We start from the raw sequence: 25,090 nt of genomic DNA, 5'->3' as shown, positions 1-25,090 counted from the left end.
CCGACCCCGAATGCGGGCAACACTAACCACAGATCCCCGACTTGTCACGTCGCGGTTTTTGCCTCGCGACCAGGAGTATTCGGGGAGGATTACTGCCGCCCTCGCAACCGGTGCGTGCCTCCGTTTCGGCCTGATGCTGCCACGCGATAAAACCCGTCCTGTCCGGGTTGCGCGGAAAGCGGTTCAATTTCGAACAGTATTGGGTGCCGGTATTGCCCAGGGCGCGGACCGCGTTCTCCTTGCGTGTATCGGCCGGGTGGCCGCGGGGAGTCGGCCGGCCGGCGGTCCGGTGAACGGAGGGTGCGCCGCTCGCGTACCGGGGCCCGGCCGCAGGCCGGACGCGAGCGGTGACCTGACCGCGGCGATCGTCGTGCGTAGCCCGCCGAGGTGTGTGCCGACGGGGCCGCGGCGGCGCACCGCGTCGAGGAGCCGTCGCTCACCGGAGGCAGGGGGTGACCGGGATCACGGATGAACGCCCGGGTGCGCCCATCCGTCCTCCCGGACCCGCAGCGCCAGGTCGATCTTGGTGTAGGTCGGCCGTCCGGCGTCCTGGTACTTGGTCTTCACCCGGTCCAGGTAGTACTTCGCCGTATTGACGGTGATCCCGGACCGCCGGGCGGTGGCCTTCAGAGTGAGCCCCGAGGCGTAGCCCACGAGCACCTCGCGCTCCTTCGGGGAGAGCTTCGGGCGGATCGCCCGGTCGCAGGCCCAGGCGAAGGCCAGCTCGGGGGAGTGCGCGGTGCCGCCCGCGGCGACCTCTTCGATCGCCTCCACGAGGACGGACAGATCGTGGTCCTTGGTGAGATAGCCGTCGGCGCCGTCCGCCACGGCGGCGACGATCCGTTCGCGGTCCGGCACCACGCTGATCATCAGCACCCGGCTGCCGGCCTCCCGCAGCCGGCGGATGTTCTCGGCGGGCGATCGCCCGTCGCGCAGCACGAGGTCCAGCAGGACGACATCCGCCTTCTCCCGGAGCCCGTCGAGCAGTTCGTCCACGGTGCAGGCGCAGCCGACGAGCCGCAGTCGCGGGACGCCGGCGAACCAGGACCGGATGCCGTCGAGCAGCATCCGGTCGTCATCGACCGCGGCGACGCTGATCATCTCGGCCATCTCAGCTCCACGCTGACGCCCTCGCCGGGAGCGCCGTCCACGGTGGCCCGGCCCCCTATGTCGCGCATCCGCTCGTGCACGGAACGGGTGAGGCCGAGGCCCCCGGAGCCGAGGGAGGCGTCGAATCCGCGCCCCTGATCGACCACGGTGACGACCAGTCGGCCGGAATCCCCGGTGACCGTCAGATAGGCGTGGCCGGTACCCGCGTGGCGGTGGACGTTGTTCAGCGCCTCGGCCACGGCCTGGCCGAAGGCCAGAGCGGTCTCGCCGGGCACCGTGGGCGGCTCGTGGTACCGGAGGGTCACCCGCAGACCGAGCGCCTCCGCGGCGCGCACCGACTCCTCCAGCGCGGTACGGATCTCCGAACCGGAACCCTGGTCGTCCGACTGCTCGATCAACCTCCGCAGATACGCCGCCTCGCGGGCGCATCTGTGCCGCATCTCGGTGGTGTTGGCGTCGACACCGCCAGCGGAGATGGCGGTCAGAGTGGCGAGGACCGTGTCGTGCAGCGCCCTGTGGTGGCTGATCCGCTCCGCGTACCGGGCCCGGTGCGCCTCCGCGACCAGCGCCCGTTCGTTGGCGGCGTCGAGGAGCGCCCCCTGCCGACGGAAGTACCACCACAGGACCCCGGAGACGACGGCCGAGAAGACCAGCGCGTTCAGATGGCCGCCGGTCACCGCCGCGTCGGCGCCGACCAGCAGGTAGCCGAGCAGGTGCGTCGCGACCAGGAGAGCGGTGGCGGCGACGGCGGGCCGGACGCGGAGCGCCGCTGCCGCGAAGGCCGACGCCGAGCCGCCCAGCAGCATGACCCAGGCGATGGAGGCCGGTTGGTGCGCCCCGCCCCATAAGTAGGTGCCGAAGGGCAGCAGACAGCCGATCGTGAGGACATCGATCCAGACGATGCGGGGAACGAGCCGCCCTCGCCGTGCGGCGGTCGCGTAGACCAGCGCGCTGGACGCGATGGCCGCGGTCAGGGCCAGCCACTGGAACGGGCGGTCCCACTGGTGCTGGACGACGCCCGCGATCCCGGCGACGAGGTGACTGCCCCGGTAGAGCGCCGTGGCCAGAACCATGGAGGTCTGTGCACGGTGGAGCCCGGTTTCGCCCATGTACATGCCTTCCCCGTCCACTCTCCGCAACCCCCCAGAACAGGTGGTACACCGGTCCCCCGGCGCACCGCCAGCGTTGCCCTTGTCGATCAGGAGGGGTGCCTTTACGGCCACCATATGCGCGGTTGCGCGGGCATTCCCCCGAGACGTGTGGACAGCTGGTCATTGTGCTCGATCAGCTGTGACATCCACGGAATTGACGGCTCATCAGTACGTCGGCAAGGCCCTTCACGGGCAGCGCTTCCCGGCCATTCGCCGGTTCTGGCACACCCCGCCCCGCGGCCCGCGCGGGCGGCACCCGGTCGGCCCTCCGGTCACCCTCCCGCCCCCTCGTGGGGGCAGCGGCCGCTTCCGCCTGCCACGACGCCGTACCCGGAAGGAAATCCCGTGACCGCTGGCGGCGAGGCGCGCGGCGCCGGTGGGCACTTCGCGTCGAGCACCACCCTGCTGCCCGGGATCGTCCACGGCGTGCCGCACCGGCACGGCGCGACGGAATGGACGGTCGAGCAGGGGGACTTCCGGTGTTCGGTCCGCCCACGCGACCGCCTGGTCCGACCGCACCCGTGTCGTGATCGCGCACCGGGTCTCGACCGCGGCCCGTTCCGGGACGAACTGGTGACCGCGGTGGTGTCCGGTGCGGTGCACCGGGCCGTCGGCGGGGACCGGTGCGGGGCCGGGGCGGGGGTGGCGCGGCTGACGGTCCAGGTCGAGAGCGTGCGGTCCCTGGTCTCCGCCCTGCTGCGCTCGGCCCGGCAACTGGGCGTTCTCCCTGGTGATGGCCTTCATCGGCCTCGCGGCGCTGTCCGCGCCGGTGGCGGCGATCGCGCTCCCGCCGGCCCTCCTCACTCTGCTGCTGTGCGTACCCGGGCTGCGCAGGCTCGGTGCCCGGCAACGCATCCAGCTGAGGGCGGAGGAGCGCGTGACCGCGGCCGCCGGGGAAGCCTTCGGCGGCATCCGGGACGTCGTCGCGTGCGGCGCCCGCGACCGGGTGGCGTCCGACCTCACCGAACGGATCGACGCGCACCGGGCCGCGTGCCGTGCCACCGCGCGCACCATGTCCGGCAACGCGCTGTTGGTCTCGGCGGGCAGCCAGCTTCCCTTGCTCGCGCTGCTCGTCGCCGCACCGGCCCTGCTGCGCGGGGGCGTCCTGTCGGTGGGTGAACTCCTCGGGGCCACCAGCTACTTGATGAGCGGGGTGGCGCCCGCCCTGCGGTCGCTCGTCGCCGTCCTCGGTTCCTGGGGGGTGCAGCCGGACACCGTGCTGCGCAGGATCGGCGAAGCCATGGGGCCCGCCGCTGCCGCCCCTTCGCCGGGCCGCACACCGCTGTCCTCGGACCTCTCGCTGGACCGCATCAGCTACGCGTACGGCCCGCGCGCCGCCCCGGTCATCGGCGCGCTCTCGCTGGACCTCCCCGCCGGCTCCCATCTGGTCGTGGTCGGTCCGAGCGGTGCGGGCAAGTCGACCCTGACCGCGCTCATGGCGGGGCTGGCGCTCCCGGACGGCGGACTGCTGACCGTCGGGGGAGTTCCGGTCGGGGAGGTCGACCGGGACTGGCTCCGCCGCGCGGTGGCGCTGATTCCGCAGGAGGCGTACGTGTTCACCGGAACCGTCCGGGACAATCTGCGTCATCTGCGGCCGGAAGCCCGCGACGGCGAGCTGACGGTGTCCCTGGCGGCGGTGGGCGCCCTCGGGCTGGTCGAGCGGCTGGGCGGGCTGGACGGGCCGGTGCTGTCAGCGGGCGAGAAGCAGCTCATCGCGCTGGCCCGGGCGCACGTGTCGGCCGCCTCCATCGTGCTGCTGGACGAGGCGGGCTGCCATCTCGACCCGGCGGCCGAGGCGCGTGCCGAGGAGGCGTTCGCCGTCCGCGGCACGACCCTCGTGGTCGTCGCGCACCGCATCAGCTCGGCGCTGCGCGGGGGGCGCGTCCTGGTGCTGGACGGGGTGAGGGCCGCCGTCGGCACGCACGAGGAACTGCTCGCCCGAAGCCCGCTCTACGGCGACCTGGTCGGCCACTGGATGGCCGGCCGCGCCGTCGGGGCGGGGGCGGGCGTGCCCCGGACGGGCCGCCCGGCGGACTGATCCGGAGCTCCTCCGGCGGGCCTCTCCGGCGGGCCTCTCCGGCGGGCCTCTCCGGCGGGCCTCTCCGGCGGGCCGGAGGCCGTGCCGGGTCCTGTGCCGCGTCGTCCGTCGCGGTGATCCGCCGCACTCGCGCCGGTACCGGCGCTCCGCCCGCGCAGTGCTCGGTGGGATGTTTGATTGCATTAGGGGTGGTAAGTTCCGATTCGGGGTGTTTCAAGGTGCTCGGAGTGCGGGTGACGGAGACGCGGCGGACACCGGCCTGGGTGGGCTGGCTGCTTGTCCTGCCGGCCCTGTTGGTGGGCGTGCTGCTGAACGTTCTCGCACCGGAGCCGTACATGGGGCTTCCCCTGCTGGCCGCGGCGCCACTGGTCGCGGGCGGGACGCTGTCGCTCCGGGCCTGCGCTCTCGTCGCGGTCGTCGCCTGCGGTGTCTCGGCGGCGCTGGATCTCGTGCAGCGGCGCCCCGTCACGGCGAGTTCCGTTGACATCGCCGTGGTCGGTGTGATCGGCGTCCTGGCCGTCGGGGTCAACGTCCTGCTGCGGCGCCAGGGAAGGGATCTCGCGACGGCCCGGGGGATCGCGGAGGCCGTGCAACTGGCCGTTCTGCCGGACCCGCCGTCAAGAGCCGGGCCGCTGGTCGTCGCGGCCGGGTACGCCGCGGCACAGGCCGAGGCCAGGATCGGCGGCGACCTCTTCGCCGTGCAGGAGACCCCCTACGGCGTCCGCATGATCATCGGGGATGTGAAGGGCAAGGGAGTGCAGGCCGTCGCCTCCGTCTCGGTGGCGATCGGCGCGTTCCGGCAGGAGGCCGAGCACGCCCCCACCCTGGACGAGCTGGCCCGGCGGCTGGACGACGCGCTGAGCCGGGAGGCCGACCGCGTCGGGAACGAACTCTCCGGGGAGGACTTCACGACGGCGGTGCTGGCCGAAGTGCCCGGCGGCGGTGAGCTGGTGCGGCTGGTCAACCGCGGGCATCCGGGCCCGTACCTGATCCACGACGGTGCGGTCGTACGGCTGGACGCCACCAGCCCGCGGCTTCCCCTGGGGATGGGGCTGGGAGCGGTCGCGCCCCCTGACGGCCGAACGTCCGGCGACGTCGTCGCGCTCCCGCCCGGCGCGCTGCTGCTGATGATCACCGACGGGGTCACCGAGGCACGCGACCGGGCGGGAGCGTTCTACGACCCCTGCCACTCGCCCGTGCTCATCGGGGCCGGTGCCATGGATCCCGATGGTCTGGTCCGCGCGTTGATCGGGGACGTCGCGCGCTGGACCGGGCGCGGCCGACAGGACGACATGGCTGTCCTGGCCGTCGCCCGGTGCCGTCCCGAGCGCGAATCCGGCTGAGGAGCGCCCGGCCCCGCCGGGCCCGGTGCGCTCACCCGGGACAGCCCTTACGCGTCGGCGGCCGTGGTCGCGATGGCCAGCCGGTGCACCGGCGGGTGCTCGATCGCGAGGTCGGGGCGCCACGTGGCGAGGACCTGGGCCGAGGGGCCGAACATCCGCTCCGGCAGCGCGTCGGGCGCGGTCCACTCCCAGACGGAGATCAGATGCGGTTCGGTCACCCGCGGACTCCCCGACTCCAGCGTCACCGCGGCGGCCATCGACACCCGGTTGATCCCCGCGACCACGTCGTGGAGCATGGCGAAGACGGTCACGTCGTCCACGCCGACTTCCAAACCCGTCTCCTCGCAAAGTTCGCGGACGGCCGCCTCGGCGATGGACTCGTGCGTCGGGTCGACCTTGCCGCCGGGAAGTTCCCACGTCCCGCTGTGGTGCCTGCCCAGCAGCACGCGCCCCCGGCCGTCCTGTACGACGACGCCCACACCGAGCGCGGCCTGCGCCACCGGCGGGCGGGTGTCGCGGGAGAGGGAGTCGGCGGGGGTGGTGCGCATGGTGCTCCTCGTCGTCGGGCACGGGGTGCCGCTGGGTTCGTCGGGCAGGATGCCCGGGACGCGGTGTCCGGCACCCGTCGGCGTGCCGGGGGACAAGCCTACGTACCCGCGTCGCGGCCCCGTGCACGGGCAAGGACCGCGCCCGCGCGGACCGGCCGGGTACGGGCCGTCGCCCGTCGGGCCCGTGCGCACACCCCTCCCGGCCGCGCGGTCTCAGACGGCCAGCCGGAGCGAGGTGGCGGCGACGCCCAGGCGTACGGACTGCCCCCAGGTCAGTTCCAGGGCGTCCGCCTCCATACCGTCGCCGAAGACCACCACCCGGTCCGACTCGACCGTGAGCCGCAGCCCCTGGCCGCGTTCCAGCTCGCCCGCGACCAGTGAGGTGCCGGTCGCGGGCGACGGCCACGCCTCGCGGACGAACCAGAGCAGCCGGGCGTCGGTCGGCGCGGGGAGCCGCAGGGCGCTGTGCCGTTCCTGCCACAGCGACCGGATCCACCCCGTGGCACCGGTGCCGGTCCCGACCAGGACGCCGGACGACGCCTGCGGTTCGGCGGGTGTGCCGGACGTGTCGGCGCAGAGCCGGTACCGGGCGGTCTGGTGTCCGGGCGGCCCGAAGCAGATCTCGTTGAGGGCGAGGAGGCGCTCGGTGTCGTCGGCGACCGCCTCGACCATGGTGAGCTCCTCCGTCCTGCCGCCCGGCGACGCGGCCGCGCGGAGCAGGGCGCCCGCGTCGGGCGGGCGGTGTCGTACGAGCACCCCCGGATTGCGCCCGGGATCGGTGTCGATGCCCACGACGGGCTGGCCGGTCAGGTACTTGGCGGTGTTGGCGACCAGCCCGTCCTGTCCGACGACCACCACCACGTCCTCGGGGCCGAACAGGAAGCGGTCGAGGTCGGCGCGTTCCACCCGGGACCGACGCCACTGCAGCGGCACGGCCGCCGCCACGTCGGTGAGCGCCTGCCGGGTGCGCCGGTGCCGCGCGACCACCTCGTCGATGGACCGGCCCCGGCTGGAGAGGAAGAACGCGGCCTGGCCGTGCGTGCCGTGCCGGGCCAGCAACTCCTCGTACTCCGTGGTGCGGTGGACCAGCACCGCGCGCGGTGCCAGGCTCATGCCCGCGGTTCCCGGCCGGTCCTGCCGAACCTGCCGATCAGGTCGGTGAGCACGTCGGGGGAGAGGGTGAGGCTGTCGATGCGCGGCAGATTCTCCGCCAGCCTGGCCGCCGTCAGGGCGTGCAGGGTCGAGGCGTCCACCTCGCCGTGCACCCGCAGCCAGGCCGCCTGGGACTCCGCACGGGCCGCTCCGACCTCGCGCGCGGCCTCGGCCTCCGCGCGGGCCAGCCGCACCGTGCGTGTCGCCTCGGCCTCGGCGCGCACCCGGTCGGCCGCGGCGTTCTCCTCGGCCTCGCGCCGCGCGTTGGCGCCCCGCTGCTCGACCAACTGCTCCTCGCGGCGGGCCAGTTCGATCTTGCTGGCCAGCTCGTTCTCGGCGATGGTCCGTTCCCGTTCCACGGCTACGGCGCGGCGTTCGTACGTGGCCCGGTCGGCGTCCTGCTGGATCTGCTCGCGGGCGGGGGTGCGCAGCGCCCGTTCCACCTCGGCCTCCGGGCGGATGGCGACCACGCGGACCGCGACCACGTCGATGCCGGTGGCGGGCAGCCGGGGTTCGGCGGCCAGACCGGTCGCGACCCGGTCGCGCACCGCCGCGACGCCGTCGACCAGCGTCTCGGCGAGCGCCGTCCGGGCCAGCACGTCCAGTGCGTGCTGCTGGGCGGTTTCGGTGAGCAGGGTGGCGATCTGTTCCAGCGGCGTGCCGCGCCAGATCCCGGTGTCCGGGTCGATGGAGAAGTCCAGCCGGGCGGCGGCCTCGGCCGGGTCACTGATCCGGTACGTCACGGTGGCCTGGACGGTGACGTCCTGGAAGTCCGAGGTGCGGGCATGGAACACCATCGCCAGCTCCCGGTCGTCGACCGGGACTTCGGACAGCGCGGCGGTCAGCGACCGGTACCAGAAGCTCAGCCCCGGACCGTCGTGGACGAGCCGTCCGCGCCTGTGGTGGCGGATGTGGGCGGTGGGCGCGGAGCGCAGATGGCGCCGGCCCAGGCGCCGGGTGATGTCGGCCATACGGGAAGCCCCTTCTTTTCTCGTCATAGCGACGATAAGGGGGGTGGCTAATATCGTCAAGTGGACGAGAATGGGTGTGCCCGGGTGCTTGTGTTTCCGTGAGCCGTGAGCCGTGAGCCGTGAGCCGTGAGCCGTGAGCCGTGAGCCGTGAGCCGTGAGCCGTGAGCCGTGCGGCGTACGACGCGTCACGCATCCGGGAGCGGGCCCCGGACGGCGAGGTACCTGGCCGGCGCCTCGCCCCCGCCGTGCACCGCCAGATCGGCGCCGTTGACGTAGCGGGCCAGGTCGCCCGCGAGAAACAAGCAGGCCTGCGCCACGTCGTCGGGCGCCGCCATCCGCCGCATCGGGATCACTCCGCCCAGCGCGGCTCCCTCGTCCGCCCCGTACACCGACGCCGCGCTTCCGGTGCGGACCGGGCCGGCCGTGATGTGGTTGACCCGCACGCTCGGTGCCCACTCCAGTGCCAGCGCACGGGTCAGCGCCAGGAGGCCGGCCTTCGCCGCGGTGTAGGCGGCCGTGCCCGGCTGCGGGGTGTGCGCGGAGACGCTGCCGATGTTGATGACCGAGCCGCCCGTGCGCTGCTCCCGCATGACCCGGTTCGCGGCCTGCGCCAGGTAGAAGGGGGCCAGCAGATTGAGGGCGACGACCTTCTCGACGAAACGCGGCGACACGGTGGCCGCGTCGGCGTCGGGAGAGCCGCCCGCGTTGTTGACGAGCACGTCCAGCCGCCCGAAACGCTCCACCGCCCCGGCGACCAGTGCCCCGGCGACCTCCGGGTCGCGGACGTCGGCCCGCAGGAAGTGTGCCCTCCGGCCCCCGCTCCGGGGTGGCTCCGGCGGATCGCCGCGCCCGCACACCAGTACCTCGGCCCCGGCGGAGAGGAACGCCCGGGCGATCGCGGCACCGATGCCCTTCGTGCCGCCGGTGACGATCACCGCCCGCCCCGAGAAGTCGATGGGATCGCCGATGTCCATGGCCGTCCGCCTCTGTCGGTGCCGAAGGGGAGCGCTGATCGGCCGTCAATCTACCAATCGTTTGTTCGGTAGGCGAGGGGTGGCGACGGAACGCGGACGGCCGGCGGCTCCCGGGGGATCCGCCGGGAGCCCGGTGGGCACGCCGCCCCGTCCCCGTCTTGCGGCGTTCGGTGGGTGGGGCAGCCCTTGACGCGGCATCCGACAGAGGGGCCGTCACACGCCTCCGGTTCCTCCGGTTCCTCCGGAGGTCTGTGCCGGTCGGTCCCGGTCGCCGGGGGCCGGCGGGGCCGGGACCGCGGCCTCGTCCTCGCCCAGGGCCCGGGTGAGCCACCCGATCCAGAAGTGCTCCAGATCGATTCCGCCGCGCAGCACCAGGTGCCGCAACCGGTCCGGCTGGGAATCCCGCTCGGGAGGGAAGTCCCGTTCCTCGATCTCCAGGTACTCCGCCAGCTGCCGCCGGTGCAGCTCCAGGTGGCGGCGCAGCTCCGCGTCCAGACCGGGAGCCCCGACGACCGCCGCCGCCCGCATCCGCAGCAGCAGCGGGTCGCGGATCCGCTTGGGATCCTCGGAGCGGGCCACCCACGCGGACAGCGCCTCCCGCCCGGCGGGCAGCACCTCGTACTCCTTGCGCTGTCCGCGGGCCGGCTGCTCCGGTGGGAGCGCCCGGATCTGCCCGGCCTGTTCTAGCTTCCCCAGCTCGCGGTAGATCTGCTGGTGTGTAGCGGACCAGAAGTAGCCGATCGACCGGTCGAACCTGCGGGTCAGCTCCAGCCCCGACGACGGTTTTTCGAGCAGGGCGGTCAGGATCGCGTACGGGAGAGACATGGGTGCATCCTAGGGATGGCCGGGCAGCGCCCCCACCGAGACGGGAGCGCCCGGGGCGTCCACGACGGGCCGGGTTCGGGCCGATCCCTCACAGCGCGGCCGCGAGTTCGGTTCCCTGGCGGATCGCGCGCTTGGCGTCCAGCTCGGCGGCCATGTCCGCGCCGCCGATCAGATGCGGGCGGCGCCCCGCGGCGAGCAGCTCCTCGTACAGTTCGCGGCGCGGTTCCTGGCCCGCGCAGACCACCACCGTGTCGACCGGCAGGACGCGTCGTTCGCCGTCGACCGTCAGGTGCAGGCCCTCGTCGTCGATCCGGTCGTAGGAGGCGCCCGCGATCATCGTCACGCCCCGGTGCCGCAATTCGGTGCGATGGATCCAGCCGGTCGTCTTCCCCAGGCCCGCACCCACCTTGCCGGGCCTGCGCTGGATCAGGTGGACGGTGCGCTTCGTGCCCGGATGTTCCGGGGCGCGCAGCCCGCCCCGTTCCCGGTAGCCGGTGTCGACGCCCCACCGCCGGAAGAACGCCTCGGGGTCGCTGCTCGCCCCATCGCCCGGGTCGGTCAGGAACGCCGCGACGTCGAAGCCGATCCCGCCCGCCCCGATGATCGCGACGCGGTCGCCGACCGGCGTGCCGTCGCGCAGGACGTCGAGGTAGCCGACCACGCTGGAGTGGTCCAGGCCCGGTATCGCGGGGGAGCGGGGCGTGACACCGGTGGCCAGGACGATCTCGTCGAAGCCTTCGAGCAGATCGGCCGTGGCCTGTGTGCCGAGCCGCAGGTCGACCCCCTCCTCCGCGAGCCTGGTGCGGAAGTAACGCAGCGTCTCGTCGAACTCCTGCTTGCCGGGCACTCTGCGTGCCACGTCGAGCTGACCGCCGATCGTGGCCGCCGAGTCGAAGAGGGTGACCCGGTGCCCGCGCTCGGAGGCCGAGACGGCGCAGGCGAGGCCGGCGGGTCCGGCCCCCACCACCGCCAGCCGCTTGCCGGACCGGGCGGGTGGCAGACCGAGTTCGGTCTCGTGGCAGGCACGCGGATTCACCAGGCAGGAGGTGATCTGCCCGCTGAACACGTGGTCCAGGCATGCCTGGTTGCAGCCGATACACGTGTTGATCGCCTCCGGGCGCCCCTCGGCCGCCTTGGCGACGAAATCGGGGTCGGCGAGGAAGGGCCGGGCCATCGACACGATGTCGGCCCGGCCCGAGGCCAGGATCTCCTCCGCCAGTTCGGGCGTGTTGACGCGGTTGCCCGTGACCAGCGGCACGGACACGGCCTCGCGGATCCGCTCGGTGACCCAGGTGTAGGCGCCGCGCGGTACGGAGGTGGCGATGGTGGGGATGCGGGCCTCGTGCCAGCCGATCCCCGTGTTGATGATCGTCGCCCCGGCCGATTCGATCGCGCCTGCCAGCCGCACGACCTCCTCGGGCGAGGACCCGCCGGGAACCAGGTCCAGCATCGACAGCCGGTAGATGAGGATGAAGTCCTCACCGACCCGTTCGCGGACCCGGCGCACGATCTCGACGGGGAACCGCATCCGGTTCTCGTACGACCCGCCCCAGCGGTCGGTGCGGTGATTGGTCGCCGCGACGACGAACTCGTTGATCAGATAGCCCTCGGACCCCATGATCTCGACACCGTCGTACCCGGCCTGCCGCGCCAGCTCCGCAGCCCTGACGAAGTCCTCGACGGTCTCCTCGACCTCGCCGTCCGTGAGGGCGTGCGGGGTGAAGGCGCTGATAGGGGCCCGCAGCGCGCTGGGCGCCACCAGACCGGGGTGGTGCGCGTACCGGCCGAAGTGCAGGATCTGCATGGCGATCCGGCCGCCCGCCGCGTGCACGGCGGAGGTGACCACCGCGTGCCGCTCGGCCTCCGCCTCGGTGGTCATCTTGGCCCCGCCGGGCGCGGAGCAGCCCCGGTCGTTCGGGGCGATGCCGCCGGTGACGATCAGGCCGACGCCGCCCCGGGCGCGTTCCGCGTAGAAGGCGGCCATCCGTTCGAAGCCGCGCTCGGCCTCCTCCAGGCCGGTGTGCATGGACCCCATCAGCACCCGGTTGGGCAGGGTGGTGAACCCGAGGTCGAGCGGGCTCAGGAGATTCGGGTACGGGCTCATGCGGCGGCTCCTCGCGCGATGTCGTTGCGCCAGTTCTAAACCACCGGAACGTCATTGTGCAACAAGTTGCATAATGACGTTCGTCGCATGGGCACGGGACCGTGTCCCCCGGACGGCGTAACACCGGGACACACCGACGGCCCGCGCCACGGAGAGTGGGAGCGGGGGGCGGGTCTTGCGCCCCGCGGGCCGGCCCGCCCGACCGCGGCCGTCGGCCACCACCCCGAACACCGCATCCCCGAGCCCCGCGGAGAGCCCCATGACCCGTCCCGACCGGCGTGACCTCGGTCTGCTCGCCCTGCGCATCGGCACCGGCGCGGTACTGGCCGCGCACGGCACCCAGAAACTGGCCGGCTGGTTCGGCGGCGGAGGCATCGAGGGAACCACCGCCGCGATGGAGGCCATGGGCTTCCATCCGCCCAAGCACAGCGCGGTCGCCGCGGGGCTCGGCGAGACGGCCGGCGGCGTACTGCTGGCCCTCGGTCTCGCGACACCGGCGGCCGGTGCGGCCGCGGCCGGAGCGATGGCGGGGGCCGTGGCCGTCCACGCCCCCGCGGGGTTCTTCGCACAGAGCGGCGGCTACGAGTACCCGGCCTTCCTCGGTTTCACGGCTGCGGCGCTCGGTCTGGCCGGCCCCGGCCAGTACTCCGTCGACCGCCTCACCCGCCATGTCTTCGACCGGCCGTGGATGGTCGCCCTGGCCTTCACGGGGAGCGCGGTCGCGGCGGCGGCCGTCGTCGGCAGACGGGCCAGGGGGCAACGGGCCGTGGTCGACCCCGACGCGACCTGACCGTCCGTCCGCCGCAGGGCCCCGCCTCCGGCCGCGCGGAGGGGCCGGGAGGCACCCCGGTCCCCGTGGGGAAACCGCCCCGGTCACTCGTCGCGCTACTGGCCGGACGTCGGCGACATGGCCGGGGAGGCGTTCCCGTGCGCATCCACCGCGATGAACCGCGCCGCGTACCGCTTGCCCGCGACCGCGACCGGCAGCGGGATGCCGAGACTGCCGAGGGCACCGGGCGGCGCCGGCCATCGGTCGCGAGGGTGCCGCCCGACCGGTCCGCGTTACAGGTGGTCCGTGGCGTGCCCCGTACCCGGCTTCGAGCCGTCGGTCCCCGCCCGGTCGACGGTTTCACCACGGATGACACGGTAGCCGCTCGCGTCCGGGCCTTCGCCCCCGGGAGCGTCGACGCCCCGGCCCTCCTTCGCCGCCCTCGCCTCGGCCTTGAGGATGCGGGCCGACTTCCCCGCGGAACGGGCGAGTTCGGGAAGCCTCTTGGCGCCCAGGAGGCATATGACCACGATCAGGATGATCGCGAGTTCGCTGATCCCGAACATCAGCCGTCCTCCTCGTCACCCTCGAAGAAGTCCCCGACCTCGTCGATGACTTCGGCGGCGACCATGCCGCCGACGACGCCCACCGCGAGCCCGGCCGCGCCCGCCGCGATGGCGGTGCCGACGCCCGGTCCGGAGCGCTGCCCCCCGTCGTGGTGGTGCCCGCCGTCATGGCTGTGGGCGTGGCCGGCGGCGTACGGGTCGCCAGGGCCGTAGGCGCCGTACGCGGGGTCGGGTGCGTACGCGGACCGGTGCTCGACCAATTGTCGCAGCCAGCCGTCGACCAGCGCGCGCCAGTCCTGCTGGTGGACCGTGTCGTGAGCGACCGTGAACCGGGTGAGCGTGTCGTGCCCCGCGGACAGGAACCCGCTGCGCTTGTCGGCCTCCAGCACCACGTCCATGCCGCCCGGGGCGGCGAGGAAGGTCACCTCGATCTCATTGACCCGGTCCGCGTACTGCGGCGCGGGGGTCAGCTCGATCTCCTGGTAGAAGGGGAGTTGCTGATGGGTGCCGCCGATGCGGCCGTACTCCAGGTCCGCGGACTTGAAGCCGAAGCCGAGCTGCCCGAACGCCTCCAGGACCGCTTCCTGCGCCGGCAGCGGGCCCACGACGAGCTGGTCGAGATCGCCCTTGTCCTTGGCGCCGGCCACCGCCAGTTCGGTACGGACTCCGAGGACGACACCCAGGGCCTGCCCGTACAGCTCGGTGACGGGGGTCTCCCAGGGGAGCGCGAAGGTGAAGGGCACGGCGCGCTGTTCGCCCTCGTGGAGCCGGAAGCCGCCGCCGACGGCGAACCGCTCGAAGGCCACGACGCCTTCCCGTTCCCCCGCCTCGAGCTCGGCCTCCACACGTGCGACGAGTTCCAGCGTGATGTGCTCGATGTCGAAGTCGGCGCTGCCGCCCTTGAGATGGACCTGGCCGGACAGGGTGCCGCCCGGTACGGCCGTCCCGGCGTCGAGGACCGTATCGACGGTGGGGCCGCCCACACCGAGTGAGCCGAGCAGTCGTTTGAACACCATCGAGGCGTCCACTCCCTTACACACGTACGAGGGTGCGCGGGCGTCCGGAACACTGGACGGACACACGTGCACTACAGGCGCGTAGAAGCATAGGGCCGCCGACGGGACTTCGAGCGATGCGCGGCCGGGCGGGGCGAGAAAGTCCGAAACGGGTCGCGGGGCCGTCCATGCGGCCGCTTGACGAGCGCGTTTTGCCGTGCTTTTACCTCCCGTCGCATCGCGCGGCCGACCTGTGGCGGGCGTGCTCCGCGAAGTCGCGGCGAGGGCTCGGCGGGCAGCTTCTTCGGATTCGCCGCCGGGGCGAAGGCGGCCCCTTGCCCGGAGAGTGTGAGGTAAGGCTAACCTTAGTGGCTGCGGCCGGGGTGGGAGGCGATCGCGAGTCGCCGGCCTGCCCTCCGCGTTGTCTGCACGTCCCCGTGAACCATGGAGTCCCCATGACCCTGCCCAGTCGTCCTTCTCCGATGCTGTCGCGCCGCACGACCCGGGCCGCCGCGGTGGTGGCGGCGGCCACGTTGTTCATGACCGGCTGCGGGGCGGACTCCGGTGACGCCGAGGGCGACGCGGGCAAGGAGCCCGCGGCCTCGGCCACCCGCACCGTTAAGGACGCGACCGGCAGGGCCGTCAAGGTCCCGGCCGAGCCCAAGCGGATCGTGACGCTCACTCAGGAGGACCTGGACGCCGTCCTGGCACTCGGTCTGAAGCCGGTGGGCATCACCAACGGGCAGGGCCTGGACAAGCCGCCCGCCTACCTCGCCGACAGGGTCGAGGGCATCGACATCGTCGGCAATCTGCTCCAGCCGGTGATGGACAAGGTCGTCGCCGCCAGGCCCGACCTGATCCTCGCCGGTGACATGCAGGACGAACAGGTCCTCGACCAGTTGCGCGAGATCACCCCGGCCACCCTCGTCACCACGGCTCCCACCGACGACTGGAAGCTGTCGCTCCGGGGCATCGGGAACGCCGTCAACAAGCTCGACGCCGCGAACGAGGTCATCACCGAGCACGAGGGCGCTGCCAAGGCCGCGGGCGAGAAGCTGGGCGGGAACAAGGGCGCCGAGGTGTCCATCGTGCGTTGGAACCCGGACGGCCCGAGCTGGATGGAGAACAAGCAGTTCGCCAGCGGCATCGCACTGGAGATGGGGCTGAAGCGGCCCAAGGCGCAGAACAAGGACGGCAACGCGCACACCCCGTCGCTGAGTCTGGAGAAGATCAACGAGATCGACGGCGACTGGCTGTTCCTCTCGACCCTCACCTCGGACGGCCGCAAGGCGCTCCAGGAGGTCGAGACCAAGCCGGCGTACAAGGAGCTGAAGGCCGTCAAGGGGGGCCGCGCCGTGACGGTCGACGGCTCCGTCTGGTCGACCCGCGGCGGCCCGCTCGCGGCCGGTGTGGTCATGAACGACATCAGCGAGGCGCTGGGCGCCTCCTGACGTGCCATCGGGTGGGCGCGTGCTGGTGCGAGGCGCATGGCTGTTCTGGCGCACCATCCGGTCGGGCAGTGGAGTGCGGGGCGCGGGGCGGGCACCCGCCGCGCACCCCGCACCCCGCTCCCCACGCGTCCTGCGGGGCGCCCGCACCCGGTACCTCTTCCCGGGTGTCCCGCCGTCAACGGCCGTCAGGCGGGCCGGTGTCCGGTTCGACGGGTCCACGCGAGATCGGCGGCCGTCCAGGCCATCGCCGTCGCTCCGTCGAGCACCGCCCGTTCGGCCTTCGCCGACACGGCCGCCTCGGCGAAGGCGGCTTCGTGCGGGCCGCAGGCGCCGCCGCTGATGTCGAGCACCGGATGGATGGACGGCACCACGTGCGACACATTGCCCATGTCGGTGCAGGCGAACGGCGGCCGTTCCACGGGCTCCGGGCGGCCGAGGGCGTGGGCGTTGGCCGTCCACAGCCGGATCAGCTCCGGATCGCCACGGAAGTCCAGGTAGTCGGGCTCGGGGCGCTCCAGGGTCACCTCGCAGCCGGTCGCCAGCGCGCCCGCCCGGAAGCACGCCTCCACCCGGGCGCGCAGTTCGGCGAGGTCCTCGGCGGCCAGTGCCCGCAACTCATAGGCGGCGCGGGCCCGTTCGGGGATCGCGTTGGGCGCGGTGCCGGCCTCCGTGGTGATGCCGTGCACCCGCCAGTGCGGGGGCAGTTGCTGGCGCAGCAGCCCGATGGCCACCTGGGCCACGGTCAGCGCGTCGGCGGCGTTGCGGCCCTCGTGCGGGTTGAGGCTGGGGTGGGCGCCGCGTCCCGTGTACGTCACCGAGAGGGTGCCGAGCGCGAAGGAGTGGAAGTCCGCCATCTCGAACGGGCAGGGGTGCACCATCATCGCGGCGTCCACGCCGTCGAAGGCGCCCTCGCGGAGCATCAACGCCTTTCCGGCACCCCGCTCTTCCGCCGGGGTGCCCAGGACCCTTACGCGCAGGCCGAGTTCGTCCGCGAGCGGGGCCAGACCGAGCGCGGCGCCGATACCGGCGGCGGCGATGAGGTTGTGTCCGCAGGCGTGCCCGAGCCCCGGCAGGGCGTCGTACTCGCAGACGACCGCGATCGTCAGCGGTCCATCGCCCGTGACGGCCTCGAACGCGGTGTCCAGGCCGTAGGCGGGTGTGGTCACCACGAAGCCCTGGTCGCGCAGAAGTTCGGCGCACCAGGCGGCGGCGCGGTGTTCGGTGAACGCGATCTCGGGGCTGCCGTGGATCCGGTGGCTCAGGTCCAGCAGGGCATCGCGTCGCTCCTCGATCCGCTTTCTCATACGGGACTTGACGGTCTGAAGGGTGAATACGGCGGAGTCGCCGTGCGCATCGGTCATCGTTTCCTCTTCCGGTGGGTGGGTGAGCGTGCCGCGCACCGTCGCGAAGTTCACACGGCGGGCACGCGATGCAAGTATTTAGCTTAGGCTTGCCTAAGTCGTCGACGGCCCAGTGTGCGGTACGGCTTTCACAACCGAGGAGTTCTTCCCACATGAACGAGCGACCGGAGTCGTTCCCCCTGCTCAGCGCGCAGAGCGGCATCCACTACGCACAACAGCTCGCCCCGGGCGGCACCGAGTTCCACGCGGCGGACATCGTGGAGATCGACGGAGCCCTCGACGAAGACCGCTTCGAACGCGCGCTGCGCCGCACGGTCGCCGAGGCCGAGACGCTGCGCCTGCGGTTCACCGAGGCGGACGGCACACCCGCCCAGTACGCCGACCCGGACCATGTGTTCCGGCTGAGCCGGGCGGACCTGAGGGGCTTCGCCGCCCCGGCCGAGGAGGCCGAGCGACGGATCCGAGAGGACCTGTCCCGGCCCGCCGATCTCGCGGCGGAGGACGGGCTGATGGGTCAGGCGCTGCTGCGCGTCGGCGACACGCGCTACTGGTGGTATCAGCGCGTCCACCACATCGCCGTCGACGCCTACGCGCTGAACCTGATCGGCCGCCGCGTCGCGGAGCTGTACACGGCCGGTGGCGGTACGGCGCCGGGGAGCCGGTTCGCCCCGCTGCGCGAGCTCGTCGACGAGGAGCGGGAGTACCTGGCGGGCGAACAGTACGCCGTCGACCGGGAGTTCTGGAACGCGCGGCTGGCCGCCGCCGTCCCCGTTGGCCTCGCACCGCCCGTCGCGGTCACCGGTCCCGTGCCACCCACCGCGCACGCGCCGGGCCCCGAGGCGCGCACCGCCCCCGGCGGCTCGTCGCGGCACGTCGCCGACCTGCCCGCCGGAGCGCTGGACCGACTCACCCGCGCCGCCGCGTCCGCCAAGGCCACCTGGGCCGAACTCGTCGTCGCCGCCACCGCCGTCCACCTGCACCGGCTCACCGGGACGGACGACGTCGTCCTCGGACTGCCGGTCACCAACCGCCGCGGACCGGCCGCCCTGCGCACCCCGGCCATGGCCGTGAACGTGCTCCCGCTGCGCGTCGCCGTCCGCCCGAGGGACACCACCGCCGAACTCCTGCGCCGCATCGTGCTGGAGATCCGCCAGGTCCGCCGCCACCAGCGCTACCCGCAGGCCGACCTGCGCCGCGACCTGGGCCTGACCGCTCCCGTCGCCCCGCTCACCGGACCGATGGTCAACATCAAGCCCCACGACGGTGGCACGCTGCACTTCGACGGCCTGACCGGCACCGTACGCAACCTCGCCGCGGGACCGGTCGAGGACCTCGCCTTCGGTGCCTGGCCCGGCCCCGACGGCGGCCTCGCCCTCGTACTGGAGGCCAACACCGGCCGCTACACCGCAGCCGACGCCGAACGGCACGCGGCCACCTTCCGCCGCTGCCTGGACGGCCTCACCGACCTGTTGCTCACCGATCCGCACCGGCCGCTCGCCGCCCTGGACCTGCTCACCGCGGACGAGATCCGCCGTGTCACCGCCGGGCGCTGCGAACCGCCCCACCCCACCACCGTGCCCGCGGAGTTCGCCGCGTGCGCGGCACGCACCCCCGATGCCACCGCCGTCCGCTGCGGCGCCGACAGCCTCACCTTCGCCGAACTGGACGCCGCCGCCAACCGGCTCTCCCACCACCTGGCCGCGAACGGCGTCGGCCCCGAGACACCCGTAGCGCTCGCCCTGCCCCGCTCCACCGCCATGGTCACGGCCCTGCTCGCCGTCCTCAAGGCGCGCGGTGTCTGCCAGCCCCTCGACCTCGGCCACCCGCCCGCCCGCACCCTCGCGGTCCTGGAGGACGCGCGCCCCGCCTGCGTCCTCGGCACCACCGAGGCCCTGGCCCAGCTCCCGGCCCACGGGCTGCCGGTGATCGCCGTCGACGAGCCCGAGACGCTCCTCGCGCTTGCGCAGGCGCCGACCGACCGGCCCGCCGCCGCCCCCGGCCCGGACGACGCCGCCTACATCATCCACACCTCCGGCTCCACCGGCCGCCCCAAGGGCGTGGTCGTCACCCACGCCTCCCTCGCCAACCTGTACGCCGGTCACGGCACCGACCACATCGCCCCCGCCGTCGCCCGCACCGGACGCGCCCGGCTGAAGGTCGCCCACAGCGCCTCGTTCGCCTTCGACGCCTCCTGGGACCCCGTGCTGTGGATGGTCCACGGCCACGAACTGCACCTGCTGGACGACGCCACCTACCGCGATCCGGCCGCGCTGACCGCCTATGTCGACGAGCACCGCGTCGACTACCTCGACGTCACCCCCTCCTACGCCGAGGCGCTCCTCGCCGAGGGACTGCTCGGCGACGGCCACCACCGGCCCGCCGTGCTCGTCGTCGGCGGCGAGAACGTGCCCGCACCACTGTGGCGCCGCCTCGCCGCCGCCGAAGGCGTCCACCCGGTCAACCTCTACGGCCCCACCGAGACCACCGTCGACGCCTGCCACTGGACCGGCCCCGGCTCCGACGGCAGCCCCGTGCGCGCCACCCGCCTCTACGTCCTCGACACCGCCCTGCGCCCGTCCCCCGACGACTTCCCCGGCGAGCTGTACGTCGCCGGTGCCTGCCTCGCCCGCGGTTACCTCGGCCGGCCCGACCTGACGGCGCAGCGGTTCGTCGCCGACCCCTTCGGCGCCCTGCACGGAGATCCGGGCGGCCGGATGTACCGCACCGGCGACCTGGTCCGCCGCCGCGCGGACGGCACCATCGAATTCCTCGGCCGCACCGACGACCAGGTGAAGATCCGCGGCTTCCGGATCGAACTCGGCGAGATCCAGGCCGTGCTGGCCGCGCACCCCGCCGTCGACCGGGCCGCCGTCATCGCCCGTGACGCGGCCGGCGGCAAGCGGCTGCTGGCCTACGCCGTGCTCCGCCCCCACGCGGACGCCTCCTGGGCCGTCCTGCGCGACCACCTCGCCGCCAGGCTGCCCGCGCACATGGTCCCGGCAGCCGTGACCCTGCTCGACGCGCTGCCCCGTACCGCCAACGACAAGCTCGACCACCGCGCTCTGCCCGACCCCGCCCCCCTCGCCCCGCAGGTCGCCGACCCCGACGAGGCGGCCGACGCCCCGCACACCGGCGTCGTCGCCGGACTCTTCGCGGACCTGCTCGGCCCGGGCGCGGCACCCGCGCCCGGAACCTCGTTCTTCGACCTGGGCGGCCATTCGCTGCTCGCGGCCCGGCTCGCCGCCCGGCTGCGCGAGAGGTTCGGCGTAGCGGCCTCCGTCGCCGATGTGTTCCGCGATCCCACACCGGCCGCCCTCGCCGCCCTGGTCCGCGCCCGCCGCGCCGACGGCCCCGACGCCGCGTTTGTCGACGACGCCGCACCGGAACCCGAACCCCGCACCGACGGGGCGCCGTTGTCACCGGCCCAGCAGCGGCTGTGGTTCCTGCACCGACTGGAAGGGCCCAGCCCGACGTACAACATCCCGCTCGTCCTCACCGTCGAGGGACCGCTGGACGAGAACGCGCTCGCCACCGCCATCGGCGACCTGACGATCCGTCATGAAATCCTGCGGACCCTCTACCCCGTCCCCGACGGCGGCCCGGACAGCCTGCCCCGCCAGCACGTCCTCGCCCCCGACGATCCAGGGGCACGGCCCCGCCTGCACCGCGCCACCGACGGCGAGAACCTGACCGCCGCCGCCCGCCACGCCTTCGACCTGGCCCGCGAGATCCCGTTGCGCGCCACCCTGTTCACCGAGTCCGACGACCGGCACACCCTTGTGCTGGTGCTGCACCACATCGCCGGGGACGGCGCCTCCACCACCCCGCTGGCCGACGACCTCGCCACCGCCTACCGGGCCCGACTCAACGGCAGTGAACCGGAGTTCGCCCCGCTTCCCCTGCGGTACGCCGACCACACGGCCCGGCAGGTGCGCCGGCTCGGCACCCCCTCCGCGCCCACCCCGCTCGCCACCGCCCGACTGGAGCACTGGAAGGGGGTACTGGCCGGGCTGCCCGATCAGCTCGACCTGCCCACCGACCGGCCCCGCCCGCCCGTGGCCGGCACCGACGGCGACACCGTCCCGTTCACGGTGGACGCCGACGCCCACGCCGCGCTCGACCGGATCGCCCGCGCCACCGGCGCCAGCGTCTTCATGGCCGTCCAGGCAGGACTGGCCGCCCTCCTCACCCGGCACGGCTGCGGCACCGACATCCCGCTCGGCACCCCCGTCGCCGGACGCGACGACGACGCCACCGCGGCGCTGGTCGGCTTCTTCACCAACACCGTCGTGCTACGCACCGACACCTCGGGCGACCCCACTTTCCGGGAACTACTGGCGCGTGCGCGGACCACCGCACTGGACGCGTTCGAGCACGAAGAACTGCCCTTCGACCACCTCGTCGAAGCCCTCAACCCGGCCCGGTCGCTGGCCCGTCACCCCCTCTTCCAGACCATGCTGGCCTGGCAGTCGGTACCGGACGCCGCGTTCCCGCTCGGGCCCGACGCCACCGCCCGGCTGTCCACCATGACCTCCGGCACCGCCAAGTTCGACCTCACCCTCAACGCGGGCGAACGGCCGGGCGGTGGCATCGGCGGCTTCCTGGAGTTCCGCACCGATCTGTTCGACCGCTCCACCGCCCAGGCCCTTTCCGACCGCCTCGGGCGACTGCTGACCGCCGCCGCGAAGGCCCCGGACACCCCGATCGGCCTGCTGCCGCTGCTGAGCGCGGAGGAACGCCACCGCGCCCTGGTCGACGCCAACCTCCCCGACGGCCCGGCCGCCGCCGACCGTGCCCCCGTCCCGGCCGGCGGCGAGGCACGGCCCCCGCTCACCGCCGCCCCCGCCACGCTCGCCGAGCGCTACGAGGAGGCGGCCCGCCGGTACCCCGACCGGATCGCCGTCAGCCATGAGGACGCCACCCTCGGCTACGCCGAACTCTCCGACCGCGCCCACCGATTGGCCCGGCTGCTGGCCGACCGCGGCATCGGCCCCGGCTCCGTCGTGGCCCTCGCCCTGCCCCGCTCCCTCGACCTGGTCACCGGCCTGCTCGCGGTCTCCCTCGCGGGCGCCGCGTACCTGCCGCTGGACCCCGACTACCCGGCCGACCGGCTGGCGTACATGCTGGCCGACGCCCGCCCCGCCGCCGTCGTCACCGACACCGCCACCGCGCCCGGACTGCCCGAGCACGACCTGCCGCTCATCACCGTCGACGGCGCCGCCGCCGCGGCGTACGACGGCACCCCGCTGCGCCAGGAGGACCGGGTCCGCCCGCTGAACCCCCACGACCCGGCGTACATCATCTACACCTCCGGCTCCACCGGCCGCCCCAAAGGCGTCGTGGTCACCCACCACAACGTCACCCGACTCCTCACCGCCACCGACCACTGGTTCGGCTTCGGGCCGGACGACGCCTGGACCCTGTTCCACTCCTACGCCTTCGACTTCTCCGTCTGGGAGCTCTGGGGGGCGCTGCTCCACGGCGGCAAGGTCGTCGTCGTACCCCACCTGACCAGCCGCGACCCGGGCGCCTTTCTGAGGCTGCTGGCAGAGCAACGGGTGACCGTCCTCAACCAGACGCCGTCCGCCTTCTACCAACTGGCCGCCGCGGACCGCGAGGACCCCGGGCACGAACTCTCCCTGCGCTACGTGGTCTTCGGCGGCGAGGCGCTGGAACTCGGCCGCCTCGACGACTGGTACACCCGGCACGCCGACGACGCGCCCCGGTTGGTCAACATGTACGGCATCACCGAGACCACCGTGCACGTCACCCACTTCCCGCTGGACCGGGCCACGGCTGCCGGGGCGACCTCCTCGGCCATCGGCGTCAACATCCCCGACCTGCGGGTCTATGTGCTCGACGAACGGCTCCAGCCGGTGCCGCCCGGAGTGACGGGGGAGATGTACGTCGCCGGACAGGGCGTGGCCGCCGGATACCTCGGCCGGCCCGACCTCACCGCGACCCGCTTCGTCGCCGACCCGTACGCCCATCTGTTCGGGGAGAGCGGCGCCCGGATGTACCGCTCCGGCGACCTCGCACGGCGGCGCGCCGACGGCACCCTGGAGTACTTCGGCCGCGCCGACCACCAGGTCAAGATCCGGGGCTTCCGCATCGAACTCGGCGAGATCGAGGCGGTCCTCGCCGCCCACCCAAGGGTGGCGGACGTGGCCGTGGTGGTCCGCGAGGACGTCCCCGGCGACAAGCGGCTCGTCGCCTACGCCGTACCGGCCCCCGGCGCCCCCGAGGACGGGGACCTCGCCGCACCCCTGCGCGAGCACGCCGCCCGCGACCTGCCCGCGCACATGGTCCCCTCCGCCGTCGTCGAGCTGGAACGCCTGCCGCTGACCGGCAACGGCAAACTGGACCGCACGTCCCTGCCCGCCCCCGGCCGCCCCGCCACCACCGACGGCCGCGCCCCGCGCGGACCGCGCGAGGAGCAGCTGTGCGCGGTCTTCGCCGAGGTGCTCGGCACGGACCGGGTCGGCGTGGACGACAACTTCTTCGACCTCGGCGGCCACTCGCTGCTCGCCGTGCGCCTCGCCGCACGCGTCAAGGCCGCCCTCGGCGCCGACGTCTCCATCGGCACCGTCTTCCGGTCCCCGACGCCCGCGTCCCTGGACGCCGCGCTCGCCACATCGGTGGACGGTGGCCGCGGCGACGATCCGCTCGACGTGCTCCTGCCGCTCCGCCCGGCCCGCGACGGCGACCGCGCCCCGCTCTACTGCGTCCATCCGGCGGGCGGACTGAGCTGGTGCTACGCCGGACTCATCCGCCATCTCCCCGCCGACGTGCCGATCTACGGCCTCCAGGCCCAGGGCGTCGGCCACGCCACCGCGGGCGAGCCGCTGCCCGCCACCCTGGAGGAACTCGCCGCGCACTACGTGGCCCGGATGCGGGAGGTCCAGCCCGCCGGACCGTACCGCCTGCTCGGCTGGTCCACCGGCGGCATCATCGCCCAGGCCATGGCCACCCACCTCCAGGACCTGGGGGAGGACGTCGAACTGCTCGCCGTGCTCGACGCCTACCCCGCCGAGGGCTTCCGCGGGCTCCCCGTGCCCGATCACGCCGAGGCGATGGAGTCCCTGCTGGCGATGGGTGGTCACGGCCCCGACGTCCTGGACGGCAAGGAACTCACCACCGCCCAGGTGATCGAGGTGCTCCAGCGCGAGGGCAGCCCGCTCGCCGCGCTGAGCGCCGCGACGCTGGAGGCACTGGCGGAGATCTACCTCAACACCAACCACCTGGTGCGGGGCTTCGACCACCGGCGCTTCGACGGCGACGTGCTGTTCTTCCGCGCCACCGTCGACACCATCGACGAGGACCTCACCCCCGACACCTGGGCCCCGTACGTGGGCGGGCGCATCGACAACACGGACGTCGCCTGCTCCCACAAGGACATGACCCTGCCCGAACCGATCGCACACATCGCCCGCGTGGTCGCCGACCGCCTGACCGACCTGGAGAAGTGACACCCCGATGGCTGTGAACGCCGACGCCCCCGTCAACCCCTTCGACGCCGACGGGGAGGACGACACCTTCCTCGTCCTCGTCGACGAACGGCGCCACCACTCGCTCTGGCCGGACTTCGCCGACCTGCCGGCCGGCTGGACCGTGGTGCACGGGCCGTGCCCGCGCCAGGAGGCGCTGGACTGGGTCACCGCGCACGACACCGGGCTGCTGCCCCGGTGACCGCGCCCGACTCCCGTACCGTCCCCGACCCCCGCACCGGACC

The 25,090-nt window shown here is 73.5% G+C and carries 17 protein-coding genes; 6 read left to right on the top strand and 11 right to left on the bottom strand.

Annotated elements, in window-relative coordinates:
- Positions 1 to 462: 462 nt before the first annotated feature.
- Together ACIHCL_RS26195 and ACIHCL_RS26190 are read right to left on the bottom strand one after the other, a co-directional pair.
- Entirely contained in the window at positions 463 to 1,110 is a 648-nt protein-coding gene (locus ACIHCL_RS26195) for a response regulator (protein WP_399865392.1), read from the bottom strand.
- On the bottom strand, positions 1,098 to 2,219 hold the full coding sequence (locus ACIHCL_RS26190; RefSeq protein ID WP_399865390.1) for a sensor histidine kinase: 1,122 nt from the start codon (positions 2,217 to 2,219) through the stop codon (positions 1,098 to 1,100). Before ACIHCL_RS26190 ends, ACIHCL_RS26195 begins: the two co-directional genes overlap by 13 nt.
- A 775-nt stretch (positions 2,220 to 2,994) precedes the next feature.
- Here ACIHCL_RS26190 and ACIHCL_RS26185 point away from each other — a divergent pair.
- Together ACIHCL_RS26185 and ACIHCL_RS26180 are read left to right on the top strand one after the other, a co-directional pair.
- Positions 2,995 to 4,299: an ATP-binding cassette domain-containing protein gene (locus ACIHCL_RS26185; protein ID WP_399865388.1), complete on the top strand. Its 1,305-nt coding sequence runs from the start codon at positions 2,995 to 2,997 to the stop codon at positions 4,297 to 4,299.
- 233 nt (positions 4,300 to 4,532) lie between these two features.
- Positions 4,533 to 5,642 carry a PP2C family protein-serine/threonine phosphatase gene (locus ACIHCL_RS26180; protein WP_399865385.1) on the top strand — a complete coding sequence of 370 codons (1,110 nt, stop codon included), beginning with the start codon at positions 4,533 to 4,535 and terminating at the stop codon, positions 5,640 to 5,642.
- Between the two features lie 47 nt (positions 5,643 to 5,689).
- Here the strand turns inward: ACIHCL_RS26180 and ACIHCL_RS26175 are convergent, their stop codons facing one another.
- From ACIHCL_RS26175 to ACIHCL_RS26150, 6 genes are all read right to left on the bottom strand, one after another.
- Positions 5,690 to 6,190: an NUDIX hydrolase gene (locus tag ACIHCL_RS26175; RefSeq protein WP_399865384.1), complete on the bottom strand. Its 501-nt coding sequence runs from the start codon at positions 6,188 to 6,190 to the stop codon at positions 5,690 to 5,692.
- 213 nt (positions 6,191 to 6,403) lie between these two features.
- Entirely contained in the window at positions 6,404 to 7,303 is a 900-nt protein-coding gene (locus ACIHCL_RS26170; protein WP_399865382.1) for a hypothetical protein, read from the bottom strand.
- On the bottom strand, positions 7,300 to 8,313 hold the full coding sequence (locus tag ACIHCL_RS26165; RefSeq protein ID WP_399865380.1) for an SPFH domain-containing protein: 1,014 nt from the start codon (positions 8,311 to 8,313) through the stop codon (positions 7,300 to 7,302). Before ACIHCL_RS26165 ends, ACIHCL_RS26170 begins: the two co-directional genes overlap by 4 nt.
- A gap of 185 nt (positions 8,314 to 8,498) precedes the next feature.
- Positions 8,499 to 9,287, bottom strand: a complete 789-nt coding sequence (locus ACIHCL_RS26160; protein ID WP_399865377.1) for an SDR family oxidoreductase — start codon at positions 9,285 to 9,287, stop codon at positions 8,499 to 8,501.
- Positions 9,288 to 9,500: 213 nt separating this feature from the next.
- Complete coding sequence (locus ACIHCL_RS26155; protein WP_399865375.1) at positions 9,501 to 10,112, bottom strand: PadR family transcriptional regulator; 612 nt, start codon at positions 10,110 to 10,112, stop codon at positions 9,501 to 9,503.
- An 88-nt stretch (positions 10,113 to 10,200) separates the two neighbouring features.
- A complete protein-coding gene (locus ACIHCL_RS26150) occupies positions 10,201 to 12,216 on the bottom strand; it encodes an FAD-dependent oxidoreductase (protein ID WP_399865373.1) in 2,016 nt (671 codons plus the stop codon).
- A 259-nt stretch (positions 12,217 to 12,475) separates the two neighbouring features.
- On the opposite strand from ACIHCL_RS26150, the gene ACIHCL_RS26145 reads away from it, so the two are divergent.
- On the top strand, positions 12,476 to 13,006 hold the full coding sequence (locus ACIHCL_RS26145) for a DoxX family protein (protein WP_399865371.1): 531 nt from the start codon (positions 12,476 to 12,478) through the stop codon (positions 13,004 to 13,006).
- Positions 13,007 to 13,278: 272 nt separating this feature from the next.
- Here the strand turns inward: ACIHCL_RS26145 and ACIHCL_RS26140 are convergent, their stop codons facing one another.
- A complete protein-coding gene (locus ACIHCL_RS26140; protein WP_399865369.1) occupies positions 13,279 to 13,551 on the bottom strand; it encodes a twin-arginine translocase TatA/TatE family subunit in 273 nt (90 codons plus the stop codon).
- On the bottom strand, positions 13,551 to 14,567 hold the full coding sequence (locus ACIHCL_RS26135; protein WP_399865367.1) for a sporulation protein: 1,017 nt from the start codon (positions 14,565 to 14,567) through the stop codon (positions 13,551 to 13,553). Before ACIHCL_RS26135 ends, ACIHCL_RS26140 begins: the two co-directional genes overlap by 1 nt.
- A 434-nt stretch (positions 14,568 to 15,001) precedes the next feature.
- On the opposite strand from ACIHCL_RS26135, the gene ACIHCL_RS26130 reads away from it, so the two are divergent.
- The gene (locus ACIHCL_RS26130; RefSeq protein WP_399865365.1) at positions 15,002 to 15,997 is read left to right on the top strand and encodes an ABC transporter substrate-binding protein; all 996 of its coding nucleotides are present in this window, start codon (positions 15,002 to 15,004) and stop codon (positions 15,995 to 15,997) included.
- Positions 15,998 to 16,182: 185 nt separating this feature from the next.
- Here the strand turns inward: ACIHCL_RS26130 and ACIHCL_RS26125 are convergent, their stop codons facing one another.
- Positions 16,183 to 17,301, bottom strand: a complete 1,119-nt coding sequence (locus ACIHCL_RS26125) for a M20 family metallopeptidase (RefSeq protein ID WP_399865454.1) — start codon at positions 17,299 to 17,301, stop codon at positions 16,183 to 16,185.
- A gap of 209 nt (positions 17,302 to 17,510) precedes the next feature.
- Here ACIHCL_RS26125 and ACIHCL_RS26120 point away from each other — a divergent pair, with 209 nt between their 5' ends.
- Both ACIHCL_RS26120 and ACIHCL_RS26115 read left to right on the top strand, forming a co-directional pair.
- On the top strand, positions 17,511 to 24,827 hold the full coding sequence (locus tag ACIHCL_RS26120; protein ID WP_399865363.1) for an amino acid adenylation domain-containing protein: 7,317 nt from the start codon (positions 17,511 to 17,513) through the stop codon (positions 24,825 to 24,827).
- Between the two features lie 7 nt (positions 24,828 to 24,834).
- Positions 24,835 to 25,047 (top strand): MbtH family protein, encoded by a 213-nt coding sequence (locus ACIHCL_RS26115; protein WP_399865360.1) that lies wholly within the window; start codon positions 24,835 to 24,837, stop codon positions 25,045 to 25,047.
- The last annotated feature ends 43 nt before the right edge of the window (positions 25,048 to 25,090 follow it).

Source organism: Streptomyces sp. NPDC052042 (assembly GCF_044548345.1).
GTDB lineage: Bacteria > Actinomycetota > Actinomycetes > Streptomycetales > Streptomycetaceae > Streptomyces.
Note: the sequence above shows the minus strand (reverse complement) of the source record. Positions and strands in the feature narration are given on the sequence as shown.